Annotated in this window: 13 protein-coding genes and 1 rRNA gene; 2 read left to right on the top strand and 12 right to left on the bottom strand. The window is 45.7% G+C overall.

Annotated features, from left to right (window positions below):
* Positions 1-86: 86 nt before the first annotated feature.
* Entirely contained in the window at positions 87-2,183 is a 2,097-nt protein-coding gene (locus C7379_RS10535) for an HD family phosphohydrolase (RefSeq protein ID WP_116617277.1), read from the bottom strand.
* A 99-nt stretch (positions 2,184-2,282) separates the two neighbouring features.
* Here C7379_RS10535 and gltX point away from each other — a divergent pair, with 99 nt between their 5' ends.
* The gene (gltX, locus tag C7379_RS10530; protein WP_116617276.1) at positions 2,283-3,809 is read left to right on the top strand and encodes a glutamate--tRNA ligase; all 1,527 of its coding nucleotides are present in this window, start codon (positions 2,283-2,285) and stop codon (positions 3,807-3,809) included.
* Positions 3,810-3,854: 45 nt separating this feature from the next.
* Entirely contained in the window at positions 3,855-5,075 is a 1,221-nt protein-coding gene (locus C7379_RS10525) for a 3-deoxy-D-manno-octulosonic acid transferase (RefSeq protein ID WP_116617275.1), read from the top strand.
* A gap of 120 nt (positions 5,076-5,195) precedes the next feature.
* On the opposite strand, the gene C7379_RS10520 is transcribed toward C7379_RS10525, so the two are convergent.
* The 11 genes from C7379_RS10520 to rrf all read right to left on the bottom strand — a co-directional run.
* Complete coding sequence (locus C7379_RS10520; protein ID WP_116617274.1) at positions 5,196-6,356, bottom strand: MalY/PatB family protein; 1,161 nt, start codon at positions 6,354-6,356, stop codon at positions 5,196-5,198.
* A gap of 89 nt (positions 6,357-6,445) precedes the next feature.
* Positions 6,446-7,291 (bottom strand): DUF3737 family protein, encoded by an 846-nt coding sequence (locus C7379_RS10515; RefSeq protein ID WP_116617273.1) that lies wholly within the window; start codon positions 7,289-7,291, stop codon positions 6,446-6,448.
* A gap of 209 nt (positions 7,292-7,500) precedes the next feature.
* The gene (locus C7379_RS10510; RefSeq protein ID WP_116617272.1) at positions 7,501-8,139 is read right to left on the bottom strand and encodes a porin family protein; all 639 of its coding nucleotides are present in this window, start codon (positions 8,137-8,139) and stop codon (positions 7,501-7,503) included.
* Positions 8,140-8,182: 43 nt separating this feature from the next.
* Positions 8,183-9,232: a type IX secretion system ring subunit PorN/GldN gene (gene porN, locus C7379_RS10505; RefSeq protein ID WP_116617271.1), complete on the bottom strand. Its 1,050-nt coding sequence runs from the start codon at positions 9,230-9,232 to the stop codon at positions 8,183-8,185.
* A gap of 80 nt (positions 9,233-9,312) precedes the next feature.
* On the bottom strand, positions 9,313-10,869 hold the full coding sequence (gene porM, locus C7379_RS10500; protein ID WP_116617270.1) for a type IX secretion system motor protein PorM/GldM: 1,557 nt from the start codon (positions 10,867-10,869) through the stop codon (positions 9,313-9,315).
* 70 nt (positions 10,870-10,939) lie between these two features.
* Entirely contained in the window at positions 10,940-11,794 is an 855-nt protein-coding gene (gene porL, locus C7379_RS10495) for a type IX secretion system motor protein PorL/GldL (protein ID WP_116617269.1), read from the bottom strand.
* Positions 11,795-11,799: 5 nt separating this feature from the next.
* Positions 11,800-13,245 carry a T9SS ring complex lipoprotein PorK/GldK gene (gene porK / locus C7379_RS10490; RefSeq protein ID WP_116617268.1) on the bottom strand — a complete coding sequence of 482 codons (1,446 nt, stop codon included), beginning with the start codon at positions 13,243-13,245 and terminating at the stop codon, positions 11,800-11,802.
* A gap of 45 nt (positions 13,246-13,290) precedes the next feature.
* The gene (locus C7379_RS10485; RefSeq protein WP_419185313.1) at positions 13,291-14,229 is read right to left on the bottom strand and encodes a PorP/SprF family type IX secretion system membrane protein; all 939 of its coding nucleotides are present in this window, start codon (positions 14,227-14,229) and stop codon (positions 13,291-13,293) included.
* Between the two features lie 86 nt (positions 14,230-14,315).
* The gene (locus C7379_RS10480) at positions 14,316-14,537 is read right to left on the bottom strand and encodes a DUF2795 domain-containing protein (protein WP_036893909.1); all 222 of its coding nucleotides are present in this window, start codon (positions 14,535-14,537) and stop codon (positions 14,316-14,318) included.
* A 132-nt stretch (positions 14,538-14,669) separates the two neighbouring features.
* On the bottom strand, positions 14,670-15,317 hold the full coding sequence (locus C7379_RS10475) for a hypothetical protein (RefSeq protein WP_133241892.1): 648 nt from the start codon (positions 15,315-15,317) through the stop codon (positions 14,670-14,672).
* Positions 15,318-15,456: 139 nt separating this feature from the next.
* Positions 15,457-15,550 (bottom strand): 5S ribosomal RNA (gene rrf, locus C7379_RS10470); the annotation flags it as partial.

The raw sequence follows: 15,550 nt of genomic DNA, 5'->3' as shown, positions 1-15,550 counted from the left end.
TTATTATAGAAAAGACACGTAGAGATGACCTCCAAGCCACGGCCGAGCCGCATGCCCGCACCCATCATCCGCACGCGACTTGACGGCTATTGGGCCACGCCGTCATCCCTATTGACTATTCGGGACGGGTATTTCACGCGGGTATGGTAGATGGCCTTGAGCTTATCTATGAGCACGAGCTTGGCCGTGGCGATATCGTAAAACGTGATTTTGCACTCCCTGAAACAGCCGTCGGCAACCAATTGGTCTATAAGTTTGTTGACCAACGCGGCCAACGTCTCCTCGCTGTACTCGCGCAACGAGTGCGAGGCGGCCTCACAGGTGTCGGCCATCATGAGAATAGCCTGCTCGAGAGTGTATGGGTTGGGGCCGGGATAGGTGAACAGTTCCTTGTCGACCACCTCGTCGGGATGCTCGTTTTGATACTTCACATAGAAATACCTGGCAACGTTGCGCCCATGATGTGTACGTATAAAGTCGATAATGGCGACGGGGAGGTTAGACTCCTCGGCTATCTTGACACCATTGGCCACGTGCTCAATGATGACCCGCGCGCTCTCCTTGTCGGTTAGATTGTCATGCGGATTGACACCTCCCTGCTGGTTCTCGGTAAAGAACGCGGGATTGACCATCTTGCCAATGTCATGGTAAAGGGCACCGGTACGCACAAGGGTGCTGTTGCCTCCCACCTTGTTGGCTATCTCGGCGGCAAGGTTTCCAACGGTGATGGAGTGCTGGAACGTGCCAGGAGCCACCTCGCTAAGATTGCGCAACAACCCCTTGTTGGTGTTGGAAAGCTCTATGAGGGTAATGTTTGAGATAAACCCGAAGGTCTTCTCCACAAGGTACATCATGGGGTAAGCGGGTAGGACAAGTACGCCATTGATAAGGAAATGGTAGAGCATGTTGGTGTCCATGTTGAAGTCGTCGCCACTCTGCGCAAGCTTGATGGCCATGTAGGTGGCGCTCATGGCAAGGGCAACGAAAAGCGCTGTCTTGAAAACCTGCGCGCGCGAGGACATCTCTCGCAGCGAGAAGATGGCCACCAATCCCGACACTATCTGTATGATGATGAAATCAAACTGGTAGCGCACGGCGATGGCGGATATGAGAACCGTGATCGTATGCGTTAAAAATGCCGTGCGAGCATCCATGAAAACCCTGACGAAGATGGGGATGAGGGCGAAGGGTATGATGTACACACTGAGATTGAAATAGACATGTTTCATCATGAGCGACACCAATATGGGGTACAACACAATGAAAGAATAGAGCATGGCAATGCTACGCGGCTTGTTGAAATAATCTTTGCGAAAGAGCACTAAATAGCAAGTGAAGCAAGCCACCAAGATGAAAACGTAGATGAAATTTCCTATGAAGATATTGGTGAGTTGTGATTTGGAGGCGCTACGCCGCTCCATCTCTCTCTCCCACGAGGACAGCACGCGATAGTTGTAATCGTTGACCATATCGCCCACGCCAATGATTTTCTGTCCGCTCATCATCATGCCACTCGCTGGCGACACGCCACTGAGCAAATCGTTCTTGGCCGTCTCCGTGCGCTCCTTGTCGAAAAAGAGGTTAGGCTCTATATAATCGGTGAGATCGAGCTTTTGCAAAGCGGCGCGCTCGGGTGCAAGCGTCTTGTCGTTGAGCAAACTCTCGTAGGCCGACATCGTGGAGTAGAGACAGCTGATGACCAAGCTCTCTGTGCTCTTGCCAAAGATAACACGCACCAACTTGGCCGTGTCACCGCGCATAATCTGGTCATAATTGGGTTTCTCCATGATACCAGATTGATACAACCGGTGCAGCCTGTCAATCACCACATTGCGGTAAGCGGCGGGCAAACCGGGCATGCCGTTCTTGAAATCTTGCTTGAACTTGGCCAAAACCTCTCCTTCCACATTGTGGTCGTAAATGAAATAAGGCTGAAACTGGCTGAGCAACGAGTCTTTTTCATAGTTGATAGCCTCATCTGTCTTGTAAATAGGAAAATCGTATTTGGCTATGACGGTGCCATAACGCCACGGCTCACCCACCTCGTAAGCGTACTGCTTACCCTCTCGACGTGGCAAAAACCAGACGATAAGAGCCGTGGTAAGAAAGACAAGGGCTACACGTATGGCATTTTTGCGCCAATGTCGTTGCTCCTTTTTATAATGGGTTTCAATGATACTCATGTACGCTTCATTTATTGTATTGTTCTGCGAAAATACTAAATTAATACGGCATAATCGAAAAAATATATTAATTTTGCAAAAAATTATAAGATTTATATCATGTCAGCAAGAAGAGTACGGGTTCGTTTCGCACCCAGCCCAACAGGCCCTTTACACATTGGCGGCGTGCGCACCGCGCTTTTTAACTATCTCTTTGCGCGCCAGCACGGCGGCGATTTGATACTCCGCATAGAAGACACCGACTCCAACCGATTTGTAAGCGGAGCGGAGGAATATATCATTAAGGCTTTCGAATGGTTAGGAATAACATTTGACGAGGGTGTGGGCATAGGTGGCAACTACGGTCCCTACCGCCAAAGTGAGCGCCGGGAGATATATCGGAAATATGTTGATCAGTTGGTGGAGGAAGGCAAGGCATACTATGCTTTTGACACGCCCGAGGAACTGGAGCGCAAGCGTAAGGAAGTGCCTAACTTCCAATACGACGCCACCACGCGCATGGAGATGCGAAACTCGCTGGTGATGGATCGCACGGAATGGGAGCAGCTTATCGTGGATGGCACGCAATATACCGTGCGTTTCAAGGTTGAGGTAGGACAAGACATTGTGGTGGACGACCTGATACGCGGCAAGATACACGTGAAAAGTGACATATTAGACGACAAGGTGCTCTACAAAAGCGCGGACGAACTGCCCACCTACCACTTGGCAAATATCGTGGACGACCACTTGATGGAGGTGAGCCACGTAATTCGCGGCGAGGAATGGCTGCCGTCGGCGCCATTGCACGTACTGCTTTACGAGGCGTTGGGATGGAGAGATAGCATGCCAAGTTTCGCGCACTTGCCGCTACTGCTGAAGCCAGAGGGCAAAGGCAAACTGTCCAAACGCGACGGCGACCGGTTGGGATTTCCGGTATTCCCATTGGAATGGCATGATCCCAAGACTGGCGACGTGAGTGCGGGTTATCGCGAAAGTGGCTATTTCCCGGAGGCCGTGATCAATTTCTTGGCGCTGTTGGGATGGAACCCAGGCACAGAGCAAGAAATATTCTCCATGGAAGAGCTGGTGAACACTTTCGACATTGAGAAATGCTCGAAAAGCGGTGCCCGTTTCGACTACCAAAAAGGCGTATGGTTTAACCATGAGTACATCTTGCGCAAGAGCGACGATGAAATCGCACGCGACTTCGCGGCTATCGTGGCTGGCAACGGCGTGGAGGAAACGTTTGAACGAGTGAAAGAGGTGGTGCACATGATGAAAGACCGGGTGAACTTTGTAAAAGAACTGTGGCCGCTATGCTCCTTCTTCTTCATCGCACCAACTTCTTACGATGAGAAAACCGTGAAAAAACGCTGGAAACCCTACTCAACGCAGCAAATGACAGAGCTGATTGAGGTGCTGAAGGGTATAGACGACTTCTCCGTGGAGGGGCAAGAACCCGTCGTGGAACAATGGATAGCTGACAATGGATACAAGATGGGCGACATCATGAACGCTTTCAGATTGACATTGGTGGGTGTGGGTAAAGGACCTGGCATGTTTGACATATCCGCTTTTTTAGGAAAAGAAGAAACTATCAAACGATTGAGAAAAGCCATTGAGGTACTTCCCTCGGGCGAGTAACATAGATTCGGCCGAGTGTCGAGACATGGAACGCTAACTTAAAACATGTATCAAATCTTTATTTGGTTATACCAAATCGGTGTATGGGTGGGCAGCCTGTTCAGTGAGAAAATAAGGAAAATGTGGGTGGGCGAGCATGACGCTTACCACATTTTGGAGGAAAAGGTAGACCCATCGGCACGATACGTATGGTTTCACGCCGCGTCGTTAGGCGAGTTTGAGCAGGGCAGGCCGCTCATAGAGCATATCAGGAAAGAGTGGCCAGAATACAAAGTGCTTCTGACCTTTTTCTCACCCTCTGGCTACGAGGTAAGGAAAGATTATAAAGGAGCGGACATTTGCTGCTACCTGCCCATAGACACCATAAGCAACGCACGGCGTTTTTTGCGGATGGTGAGGCCTGAAATGGCGTTTTTCATAAAATACGAGTTCTGGTACAACTACCTGCACATATTGAAACACAGAGGCGTGCCAACGTATAGCGTATCGAGTATTTTCCGCCCTGACCAAATATTTTTTAAATGGTATGGCAGGAGTTATCGAAAGGTGCTGTACTGTTTTAGCCATTTTTTCGTGCAAAACGAGAAGAGCCGAGAACTATTGAGACAGCTGAATATTGGCTGCGTGAGCGTGGTGGGCGACACACGTTTTGACCGAGTGCTACAGATTAAAGAGGCCAGCAAAAGACTGCCCATCGTGGAGGCTTTTGTAGAGGGAACGCAAGGCGTTTTTGTGGCCGGGTCGTCGTGGGAGCCTGACGAGGATGTTTTCATACCCTATTTTAACCAACACAAGGAATGGAAGCTGATCATCGCGCCTCATGTGGTGAGCGAAGACCACCTGCGGAGCATCGAGGAAAAACTGAACCGAAAAACCATACGATATTCCACAGCCTCGGCTGAAAGCGCAAGTGCGGCCGAATGTTTGATCGTGGACTGCTTCGGATTGCTCTCGAGCATATACCACTACGGCACCGTGGCCTACGTGGGGGGTGGATTTGGCGCTGGCATCCATAACGTGCTGGAAGCGGCCGTATGGGGCATCCCGGTTATTTTTGGCCCTGAGAACAAGCATTTTCAGGAAGCACAAGAGTTGATCGAGGCACAAGGCGGATTAGAGATAACAGACCTGCGAACATTTGACACGGTGATGAGCAGGCTCATGCGCGACACAGATTTTCGCGCTCGGAGCGGCAGACAAGCACAAGAATACGTGAAAGGAAAGGCTGGCGCGATGAGACGCATCATGGAAAGCATAAATGTGTGAAGCGGCAAGACAAAAAGAAAAAAACCAATGCCGACGCGATTAGCCAATCGCGTCGGCATTGGTTTTTTCATGAAAGCGTCGACCCATTGACAGACATGGGACCAAGCGCTTGTGGAACGCTTATATCGCGGACAGTGTCGTAACCACACGAGACATGGCCGCGCGCAGCAAATCGCGAGGACAAGCAAGGTTGACACGGAGATAATCGCGCCCTGCACGCTTGCCATAGAGCATGCCACTGCAAAGGAACACCTTGCCATCTTTTAATAAAAGACGAGTCGCCTCATCGCCATTGATACCCAACGAGCGGATGGAAACCCATGCCAAATAGGTGCCCTCAAGCCGAACGACATCCACAGAGGGAAGGTGCTCGGCAAGGTATGATTTGAGGAACTGGTAATTACCGTGTATATACGGTATAAGCTCGTCCAACCATCGCTCACTCTCATTGTAGGCAGCCTTTAAGGCGATGGGGCCAAAGGGATTGACATCACATACTTCGTAAATATTGATGACACGATCCACGCGCCGGCGCACATCTGCGTCGGGGCATACGATATTGGCTATTTGCAAGCCGGCGATATTGAAGCTCTTGGACGGCGAGTTGAGAGTAACACTGTTGGTGAGGTTGGTATCATTGACTGCGGCAAAGGGCGTATAGGTGTAACCCGGCATGACAAGCTCGCAATGTATCTCGTCGCTGATGACGCGCACGCCGTGACGACGGCAGATTTGACCCATACGTCTCAACTCTTCGGCTGTCCATACTCGGCCGGCTGGATTGTGGGGGTTGCAAAGCAAGAATACCGTGACTTTCTCGTCGGCGCATTTCGACTCGAAATCGTCCCAATCAATAACGTATGTATCATCATGGCGCACAAGCTCATTCTCCACAATGTCGCACCCTTGATTGCGAATGGACGAGAAGAAACAATTATACACTGGAGTTTGCACGAGCACTCGCTCACCCGGCAGCGTGAGCGCCTTGAGGCAACAACTGATGGCGGGCACAACTCCCGTGGTGTAGCGTATCCATTCGCGCTGGATAGACCAATCGTGCCGACGGCCAAACCATGAGATGATGGCATCGTAGTAAGTGTGGTCTACATTGGCGTATCCAAATATGCCATGAGACACTCGATCGACGAGCGCTTGCTGTATGGCAGGAGCGACTGGAAAATCCATATCGGCTACCCATAATGGAAGAACGTCGGCGGGTATGGTATCCCACTTTAATGAGCCGGTATGACGGCGATTGACAGGGGTATCGAAATTGAACATTGGAACAAGTGTTTAGGATATGAGAAAATGGATATATGGCACAACGAATGGTATTCTAACACAAAGAAAATAACGTCGGAAAATAAACGCTACCGACGTGTCTCGATAACACAATCATGGCCTTTAGCAAACTCGTCATAAGTAACAGACCCCATAGCGTCGGCCACTATACGGCCAGAAACTGGATTCTTGACATTGGTGATAGCACCCCTTATGTCGGCGTTGATATTGGTGCAGTCTTCAAAAGCACGGTCGCAAGCGGAATCGAAAGTGCAATCTTCGAGCACGACGTTGTCCATATAACACAAAGGTTGCTCGCCACTGATGTGACAACGCACAAATTTGATATTGGAAGAATGCCATGCGAGATATTCGCCATCGAGAACAGAATCGTACACTACCACATTTTTACACTCCCAAAACGAATCTTTGGTAATGATCTTGGCATGATGGATCTCAACGTTCTCACAGTACTGGAACACATATTTGGCATCGCTCACAAGTCCGTCTACGAAAATATCGCGACAAAACATGAAAGGATATGTACCTTGATGAAGCTCCACATTCTTTATGGACAGGCCATCTATTTTCCAGAAAGTTTCATCGGCATCGTTGATTTTAACATTCTCCAAGCTAAGCTTTTTCATCTCTCGGAAGAACTTGGGTCCATCAATAACGCAATCTTTCATCACCATGTCATCGCTGTACCATATAGCAGATCGACTGCCCTCGGCAAAATAACAGTTGGTGATGACGCTATGATTGACATGCCACCACGGATATTTGCCATAGAAACGAGAATTGTTGCAAGTGAGGTTCTCGCAGCACTTTATGCCCGACTCTCCATCTGTTATCTCAATATTATCAATAGAAGCGTTTTTTAATCCGAAGAGGGGACGCTCCCCTCCAAACTTATTGTCTTTTATAATCTTCATGTTGCTTATTGTAAATCAAATGAATAGCTACAAAGATAATGCCAAAATGTGTTATCCGCAAACTAAACATGAACCGTAACGTTTAATTTAAGTCTTTTTACAATAAAAGAAAAAAAAGGCATGGCTAAGGCTGTCACTTGTGCCTAACCATGCCATTTTAAATAAGTTTATATACGAAAAAAATCTTGCAAACAGTAGTCTAACTACAATTAAAAGAAATAAGTAGCAGAGAGCTGCCAAGTGTTAGTATGGCCTGTATCAATGGCATCAGCTACTTGTTGATCAAGCTTGTGCATCTTTATCTCACCAGTTTTGCCTATAGCGACATTATAATTGCCCGTAATCTGTAAGTGATCGAAAAGCGTAAAACCAGCTCCAAGATTGATATTGGTAGTCGACTTCTTGAGTTGGAAAACGTTTTTATAGGTTTTGGCATCAGTCCACTCGAAATTACTATCGCCTACATTGAAAGCAAATTCAGGTCCAGCGAAAACAAAAACATTAGCCAAACTGCTAAGTCCCCAACCATAACGTAAATTGATGGGCAAAACAACAGAACGCTGTTTCACCGTGGTTTCACCGTTGGCGGCCGACCCACTGGCTATCTCGGTGGTGCGCTGGTCAAACAACGCGGAAGCGTCAAGGCCAAGGCCGACAATTGGCAATGTGAACTTGACAGTAGGGCCAATGAAAAACCCTGTGCGATTTTTGCTGCTGAACGTAGATTCACTAAAACTGATCTTGGACACATTGACACCGCCTTTAACACCAAACTTTACTTGTGCGTTAGCCTGATTAGAAAACAATAAAGCAATGAGAAAGAACAATGTAATTGAAAGTTTTTTCATAAAAATGTTATATTTTAAAATGTATGAATATTATAGACACATATTAATGTCTCTGCCGACGAACTGTGACACGTGCAGAGGTTCCCTTAGAAACGGAAGAAGAAGTACTATCTTTTTTCTTAAACGAACTTCGGCTACTTCCAGACCGATGTTTTTTTCGAACAGATTTGAGCGTTTTTTGGTCTAATTTCGCAATGGAGTCGAGCGAATCTTTAACAGCGGGATCACCCCAAATACGTTGCTCGAACTCTTTAATCTCGTTATCAATACGCAGCTGTTCACGCGATAACTTGACGGAATCGCCACCGACCTCCTGCGCAAGTGTTTGTCCGAGCATATTGGTTGTTTTATAAATTTTTCCTTTGTAAGCATTGATCGTGAAATAATCATCAAGACTCATGGTGGCGGCATTGTTGAGATTGCTGGTCATAATGGTCTGTTTGGCCAAGAAAGGAGCCAAATCTTCATACTTGACCCAAAAGAGTGGGTATTTTGTAGTGCCATCGCCAAAATCGTCTTCACGGTACATCACGGGGCAGATGGCTTGCACCTGTTTGTGGAACGTGGCCGTGGACTGGTCATAATAAGCGCTCTCCTTGATAAAATAGCCTTTGACCTCTGCCGATGGTATATCACTGTCGCTAATATGAACGCCACGATCCGTGCGCTCGTAAAAAATGTGATAGTCGTCCAAGAACTTCAAAGGGTTAATGCGTAGCGACTCATCAAAACGCTCATTGCCAGTATTGACATCATAGGCGTAAGCGGCAATACCACCGTGACGGGGTCCGGCCATGATGAGTTTGAACATATAGGTGAAAAGGTTCATCTGCGTACCCAAAGGCTCCACAGGATAATAAAGACCGGCATTGGAATCGTCTTTGAGGTCAAGTTCACGGTAAACATCACGTCGCCAAACTACCGACTCGTTCATCTTGGGCTCTGTGGGAAATGATATCTGAGCACGAACGGTCATATTATTTCTATTGGACTGTCGTGCCTCGACGACTTGTTGCTCGCGACGTGCACGCGGTTGCGCTATAGCAACAGTGGCAACAAAAACAATGATCAACGTTAAAAATATTTTTCTCATGATCTATATAGCCTTCTAACAAATGAATTTTATTTATCAACCAACACTAAAGCAAATGCCCACGTAAGGAAATAATGTTTCTATCTAAGCTTAATCTCCATAGCTCCGGGCAACGTTCTGGCAATGCCATCGGGGCCAATAGCCTTGACTTCGGTGATATAGAAGCGTCGGCCACGTGACAATCTACGGAACTGACTAACCATACGATCGGTGAAACTATCACCCGCGGAAGCCATCTGAACGGCATTGCCCATATTATCATAGAACACCACGGAGAAACTTGCAACCCTGAACTGTATGTCAAGAATGCCATCATCTATAGCAGCACTGAGACGCTTGGCCTGCATAAGGGATGCCTTGGAAAGATTTCCACCCTTGTATCTATCTGTGCCCAAGGCAATATAAGGCGTGGGGTCTGGCAGTTTACGCACCTTAAACGTGAACGGGGGGAACGAACGTATCTTGCCGCCATCACGAGCCGAGACCTTGAATGTAACATCACGACCAACTGCTGACGGAACAGCGACATACCGTCCAGGGCCCAATGTGGAGAGCCGCCCACCATTCATGGATATGGAAACCGCGTTTTGGGGAACTCCCGGAACACTGACGCTAATAGGATTTTTAAATCCAGCATAGAGCACGTTCATAAGATCAGCTGCCACTGTGGCACCTCCCGGCACGGGGATAACACTGTATTTCTGCGTGAAATTTCGACGTAAAACATCTCCATTGGCATTGCGCATCAAGATATATCCTCCAAACTGGTGTTCGCCAACACCGCCTGCCGTAAAACCATACTGGCCACTGGAGGTGGCTACCCTGCTGCCATTGACATAAATCTCGGGTTGCTTGGTGGTATCTATCGCCGCCATTATAATTTGGGCCGAGAAACGCTCACCGGGATAAAGCGTGGTCTTTTCAGGCACCACAAATGCCGAAAGCTTATTGACACGAACATCTTTGATGTCTACATTTGATACCAATGTATGTAATGCCTCTCCCTCCGCATGACGCACATCGTTTTGCAATTTGGAGAGAAGCGTGACCGCAGCGGCAACTGGCATGTTCTCAAACATGTATTCTTGCCAATTTTTTCCAAGGGTATTGGCCTTTCGTGGCACGCTGGTGGACAAACTATTATTGACAAGCTGCCGCCGTTTAGGATCAGGCAAATATGTGAGTATACGTGTGCGAAATGAATTGATAGCCTTGTAAAGTTCTGCGCCTCTACCTGTGATTGGAGCCAGCATAACGGTTCCTGCGGCATCAATATTGTCATTGTTTTCAGCATCCGCAAGTGTGGCATCCTTGCCTTCGGCTTCTTGTACGATGGCTAATTTGAGTTCTTGGGCAAGATTATAGAGCGAGTCGCTCATGTTTTTCACCTCGGTAGCTTTCTCAAACCATGCCCTAACCTTCGCGGGATTGGCCGCCATCTGTTTTTTGAAATCACCATATACGGCGTCATTTTCGATGGTCGCGTTATTGGTAGTTCTGCTTAAACTTTCTTCAACAACGGCAAAACCATTGAGCACCTCTGTGGAGATGTTCAACGCGAGCATTGCCAACAAGACGATGTACATGAGGTTTATCATCTTTTGGCGAGGCGATACCGGTCTTTTCTTGATTGCCATGTATATTTTTTATTATTATCAGAGGGTCACATTTGTGGGTTCACAAAAATGACAATAAATGAGAGATGGGTTACACGCTGCTGTCATTTGATGTGGCGGAGGGATTTGTTGTAGCGGCATGCATATTGACCGTCATGGCTTCTATCATACGGGTGTAAATGTGATTGAGCTGCTCTATCTGCTGAGCCATTTTGCGACTTTGGTCGTTTATCTGATCTATCGTACCAATCTGCTGACTGGCTCCCTTGAGTTGCATCTCGTAAACCTTGCTGATGCCCGTGAGCGTGCGGTTGAGATTTTCCATCTCTTCGCTATCACGCGTGAGGCGAGCACTCTGTTGATTAACTTTTTCAAGCGTACCCACAAGTTTTTTCAATTCTTCCACGTAGTTGGCTTGAGCCTCGTTGAGAGCCTCGGCATCCTCTGCGGACATTTGTGGAACGAAATTAGGAGACATTGTCTTCTCTTCCATGAGATTAGAAGTGTCTTTCAACGAATCTTCTTGATGCGCATGGGGGGATGCTTTATGCCCACGAGCAGAAGGGCTAATCGGTAGGGAAGCATTTTCGTTAAACTTCTCAACAGGCTGTGATTGAACCATATTTTCAGATTGATGATCTTTGGAATAGCTCACAATACCTTGTGAAAGATATTCCTCTGTAAGACGAGTAGGTATCTCACGGCCATCGGCAGTTTTGTCAAACGGACGATCAAAAGCTGAAATAAAAAATACCACCACCTCTGTACCCATGCCTATAAATAACATGATATTTGCTCCCGGCAGGTGGGTGAGCTTGAAGAGAGCACCTAAAATAACTACGGAAGCACCCCAACTATAGGCATAATTGAGGAATGTTTGCCCGGGAACGGTGTCCATCCACTTTTGCAGACGGTATACCATATTGTATTTACTATAGTTAGACATGGCGTTTATTTCTTTTTTTGTTTTGTAGTGATTGAGTTGGCAAACGAACGGACGCAGCGAAAGCCAATATAGGAACGCGGTTGGTTTTGGTACTCCCATGTGCGCCAAGCTGACCTGATGAAACTCTCTGGATCTTTCCAAGAGCCACCTCGCACGCTCTTCTTTTTAAGCCTATAAGGATCCTCTATCGCCGCATTATACTTAAGTTGTGGATTAAGGTCATTCATCGCATTGACTCCAGCCTCAGTGTAGATGGTACTGGTCCATTCCGCCACATTACCTGCCATATCGTAAAGGCCATTACTATTGGGCGAATAAGCAGCTACCTTACTGGAGATAAGATTGCCATCTTTGGTATAGTTGCCACGGTCTGGCTTGAAATTGGCATAAAAACAGCCATCTCCGTTTACAACCATCTCGTGGTTCCACGGAAACTCATTTTGCTCCTTGCCACGCGCCGCATACTCCCATTCTGCCTCGGTGGGCAAGCGGTAGCGTTGAATATAACGAGCCTCGGCACCAAGCCCCTTGAGAAGGTAGTCTGTGCGCCAAGCGCAAAATGCGTTGGCTTGCTCCCAAGTTACGCCCACCACTGGATAGTCGTTATAGGCAGCATTGGAAAAATAATTACGTAGATAGGTCTCGTTATCAGAATTTTGAAAATCGTTAACCCATACTGTGGTATCAGGATAGATATTGACAATATAAGTATTAAGGAAGTCCCACGGTCCTGACAAAGGTCGATTGATAGTCTCACTGACGATGCGTCCTTCATCATCAATGTATGCCGTGTCTTTACTGATGATGACAGACTCGTTAGGATCAACGGTAACATCTGTGTTGAGATTGCGCTCTTCGGGGTTTAAGCGATTGCGCCGTAAAGCTGCCGCAGCATAATCATATACTTCAAACTTATAATTCATTTGACGATAATCGAGCAGCTTTTCTCCCGTGACGGGATTTGTGACATATAGGCTCTCTATGGCGCGCTCTTCGTCTTCGTTAGGTTTTCGAGGCAAACGCTTTTTCCAATTGAGATGTGGCGTGACAGGATCACCATTCTTATCTTCTGTTATCATGTAGGTCTCATCACCACCATAGGAAGGGTCGGCTAATCGAGTACGAAGAATACTGTCGCGTACCCACATGACAAACTGTTTATATTGCGAGTTGGTTATTTCTGTCTCATCCATCCAAAAACCATCGACGGATATGTCTCGCTGTGGCGTTTTTTTGCCCCAAAGACTATCCTTCCCGTCAAGTCCCATCTTCAAATAGCCACGATTGATACGCACCATGCCATAAGGGGTAGGCTCATTGAAAGTCTTACCCGTAACACCCACGACTTCGCCGCCTTTTCCCAAAGCAGACGCAGACTTCGCACTGAAACATGACGAAACGGCCGAAATGAGTGACATAAGGCACAAAGTTATGATTAATTTTTTTTTCATATAAGTGTTTTACCTTCTGTTTTTTGAAAAGCCCTGCTTGTTTCATTAAAGAATACGAACACTTTTGTGCAAGGCCTTGCCTTTTTTCGCAAGATTAATTTCGTGTTGATAGCCAATGAAAATCTCATGACTGCCATTTCCCGGATTAATAGCTGAAGTGTAAACCTCATAACTATAACCGACAAGCACACCATGAATGCTGCCTCCAACCAATGCTGTAACGGAATTAGATGGGCTATAACTTAATCCACCATACATGATTTTTCCATCATTTGAATAGATTAATCTTGCCGTAATATCTGATCGAAAAGTTACCATGTCTGTTCGCATCAAGAAAGAGGGCTTTATTGTTAAAAACGGATGACGTAGTTTAATATTGCCTCCACCCGTCAAATAATAAGTTCGATCTATTTGTAATTCGTGTCTTTCACCAAGACTAACCAACGGTGAGGTGAGGTGCATCACTGACATACCTACATACCAACTATGGTTGGTATAGCGCAAACCAGCACCGAGATCCAAAATATTGCCAGAAAGTTTTGTAGTAGCAAAAGCTGGATCATTTGCATCTTCAACATCAACTTTGGACCCATCAAAATTCTCACTTATCATTCCGGCTTGAATGCCAGCACTTATTTGACCAGTAAAAAGACGAAATTTTAATGCATATTGCAACGCAAATCTTTGATGAGTAAAAAGCCCTAATTTATCATTCATAAACTGCACCCCACAGCCATGATAAGTTTTCAAAGCATAGAAGGGCATGTCAACTGCAGCATACGCTGTTTGCGGGTTATGTTCAAATCCTGCTAAATCAAGTGCATAACCAGCCGTTACGTTCAGTTGGGATTGCTTCCCCACAGCGGCAGGATTATAGGCGGTCTCCATGTCGAAGTAATGACTGAACGATGGATCATACTGCGCCCGTACGTTGGTCACCCCAACAGTAAATGCTAATAATAATATCCAATGTCGAATAATCACATTGTGATAACGATTAAGATCTTAGTTTATTGTACAAAATAGGCCGTTCTTAGTAATTAAAGAACGGCCACTTGTTAACTTTGAAATTAATATTCGTCCTCATTCCATAGAAAATCATCCTTTGTAGGATAATCGGGCCAAATATCCTCGATACTTTCATAGACATCACCCTCATCTTCTATCTCCTGTAAGTTTTCCAGCACCTCAGCCGGAGCACCTGAACGTATAGCATAATCAATCAATTCTTCCTTAGTTGCAGGCCAAGGAGCATCTTCCAATTTCGAAGCCAAATCCAATGTCCAATACATAGCGATAATTATTACATGTAAGTTTTTGTGGCGCAAAAATAACCAAATAATTTGAATTTCCAAATAAATTACTATTTTATTTCACTTTAGCATAAAATAAATATAATTTTAAGAACAAATAAAAAGGCAAGATCACAGATTTACTTTATAATGTTGTTTGTACATGTTCAGATCGAAAAAAACAATTCCACAGTCATACAGGTCAAATGTTACTCCCGTTCGATTATCTGTACATATTGTTTTCCAATCTTTTAATGATTGTGGCGTGGAATAAATATCTTGAACTATTAAAATGCTACTACGAGACGCCTGACGTACAAAAATATTAAAAACGACTTGCCAATAATCCGATAAATCCATGATAAGCAAATCACAATTATTCAACACGGCAGCAACAGAAGATTGTGAGGGTATGTTCGGTATTTTATCAAAACTATATTCAAAATCATGAAAATTTGATTGGATGGAATAACTAATCGGTATTTGATCTAAAACGTTTTCAAGATTGATAAATGACAAATCACCCAAAATAGATTGAAGATTTTCTATTATAACAATGGGATGTTCCACACAAATACATATATTTTTTAAATCTGATGATTTTACTATTCTGTAATATAACAGAATGCTTTTACGTTGATTTCGTGAATACTTTGAGCCAGAAAGCTTATTGTTTTCAAATAAATAAAATCTATTTTTATCTCGAACTACATCTCGAATAAAATGATAGGCTTGAGGAGATTGTACTCCAAACCCCATTGTAGATGGTATTCGAAACATACGTATGAAATATCTTTTAATTCTCTTCCAGGCGACTTGAAAAATATTCATATATCTCTAACAAATAAAATAATAATTTATTATAATAACGATATCAAAAAAAAGCCCTCAGGACATAATATCCTGAGGGCTTTGTTGAAAAAGGCGGCTACCTACTCTCCCGCATTGCATTGCAGTACCATCGGCGCAAGCGGGCTTAACTTCTCTGTTCGGAATGGGAAGAGGTGGGACCC

The sequence above is a fragment of the Hallella colorans genome, assembly GCF_003096815.1.
Lineage (GTDB): Bacteria > Bacteroidota > Bacteroidia > Bacteroidales > Bacteroidaceae > Prevotella > Prevotella colorans.
The sequence above is the reverse complement of the archived record's forward strand: the minus strand, read 5'-3'. Positions and strand labels throughout refer to the sequence as shown.

Bases quoted from the DNA above. Each gene is read 5' to 3' on its own strand.
- C7379_RS10535 (WP_116617277.1), bottom strand. From the start codon at position 2,183: ATGAGTATCATTGAAACCCATTATAAAAAGGAGCAACGACATTGGCGC.
- gltX (WP_116617276.1), top strand. From the start codon at position 2,283: ATGTCAGCAAGAAGAGTACGGGTTCGTTTCGCACCCAGCCCAACAGGC.
- C7379_RS10525 (WP_116617275.1), top strand. From the start codon at position 3,855: ATGTATCAAATCTTTATTTGGTTATACCAAATCGGTGTATGGGTGGGC.
- C7379_RS10520 (WP_116617274.1), bottom strand. From the start codon at position 6,356: ATGTTCAATTTCGATACCCCTGTCAATCGCCGTCATACCGGCTCATTA.
- C7379_RS10515 (WP_116617273.1), bottom strand. From the start codon at position 7,291: ATGAAGATTATAAAAGACAATAAGTTTGGAGGGGAGCGTCCCCTCTTC.
- C7379_RS10510 (WP_116617272.1), bottom strand. From the start codon at position 8,139: ATGAAAAAACTTTCAATTACATTGTTCTTTCTCATTGCTTTATTGTTT.
- porN (WP_116617271.1), bottom strand. From the start codon at position 9,232: ATGAGAAAAATATTTTTAACGTTGATCATTGTTTTTGTTGCCACTGTT.
- porM (WP_116617270.1), bottom strand. From the start codon at position 10,869: ATGGCAATCAAGAAAAGACCGGTATCGCCTCGCCAAAAGATGATAAAC.
- porL (WP_116617269.1), bottom strand. From the start codon at position 11,794: ATGTCTAACTATAGTAAATACAATATGGTATACCGTCTGCAAAAGTGG.
- porK (WP_116617268.1), bottom strand. From the start codon at position 13,245: ATGAAAAAAAAATTAATCATAACTTTGTGCCTTATGTCACTCATTTCG.
- C7379_RS10480 (WP_036893909.1), bottom strand. From the start codon at position 14,537: ATGTATTGGACATTGGATTTGGCTTCGAAATTGGAAGATGCTCCTTGG.
- C7379_RS10475 (WP_133241892.1), bottom strand. From the start codon at position 15,317: ATGTTTCGAATACCATCTACAATGGGGTTTGGAGTACAATCTCCTCAA.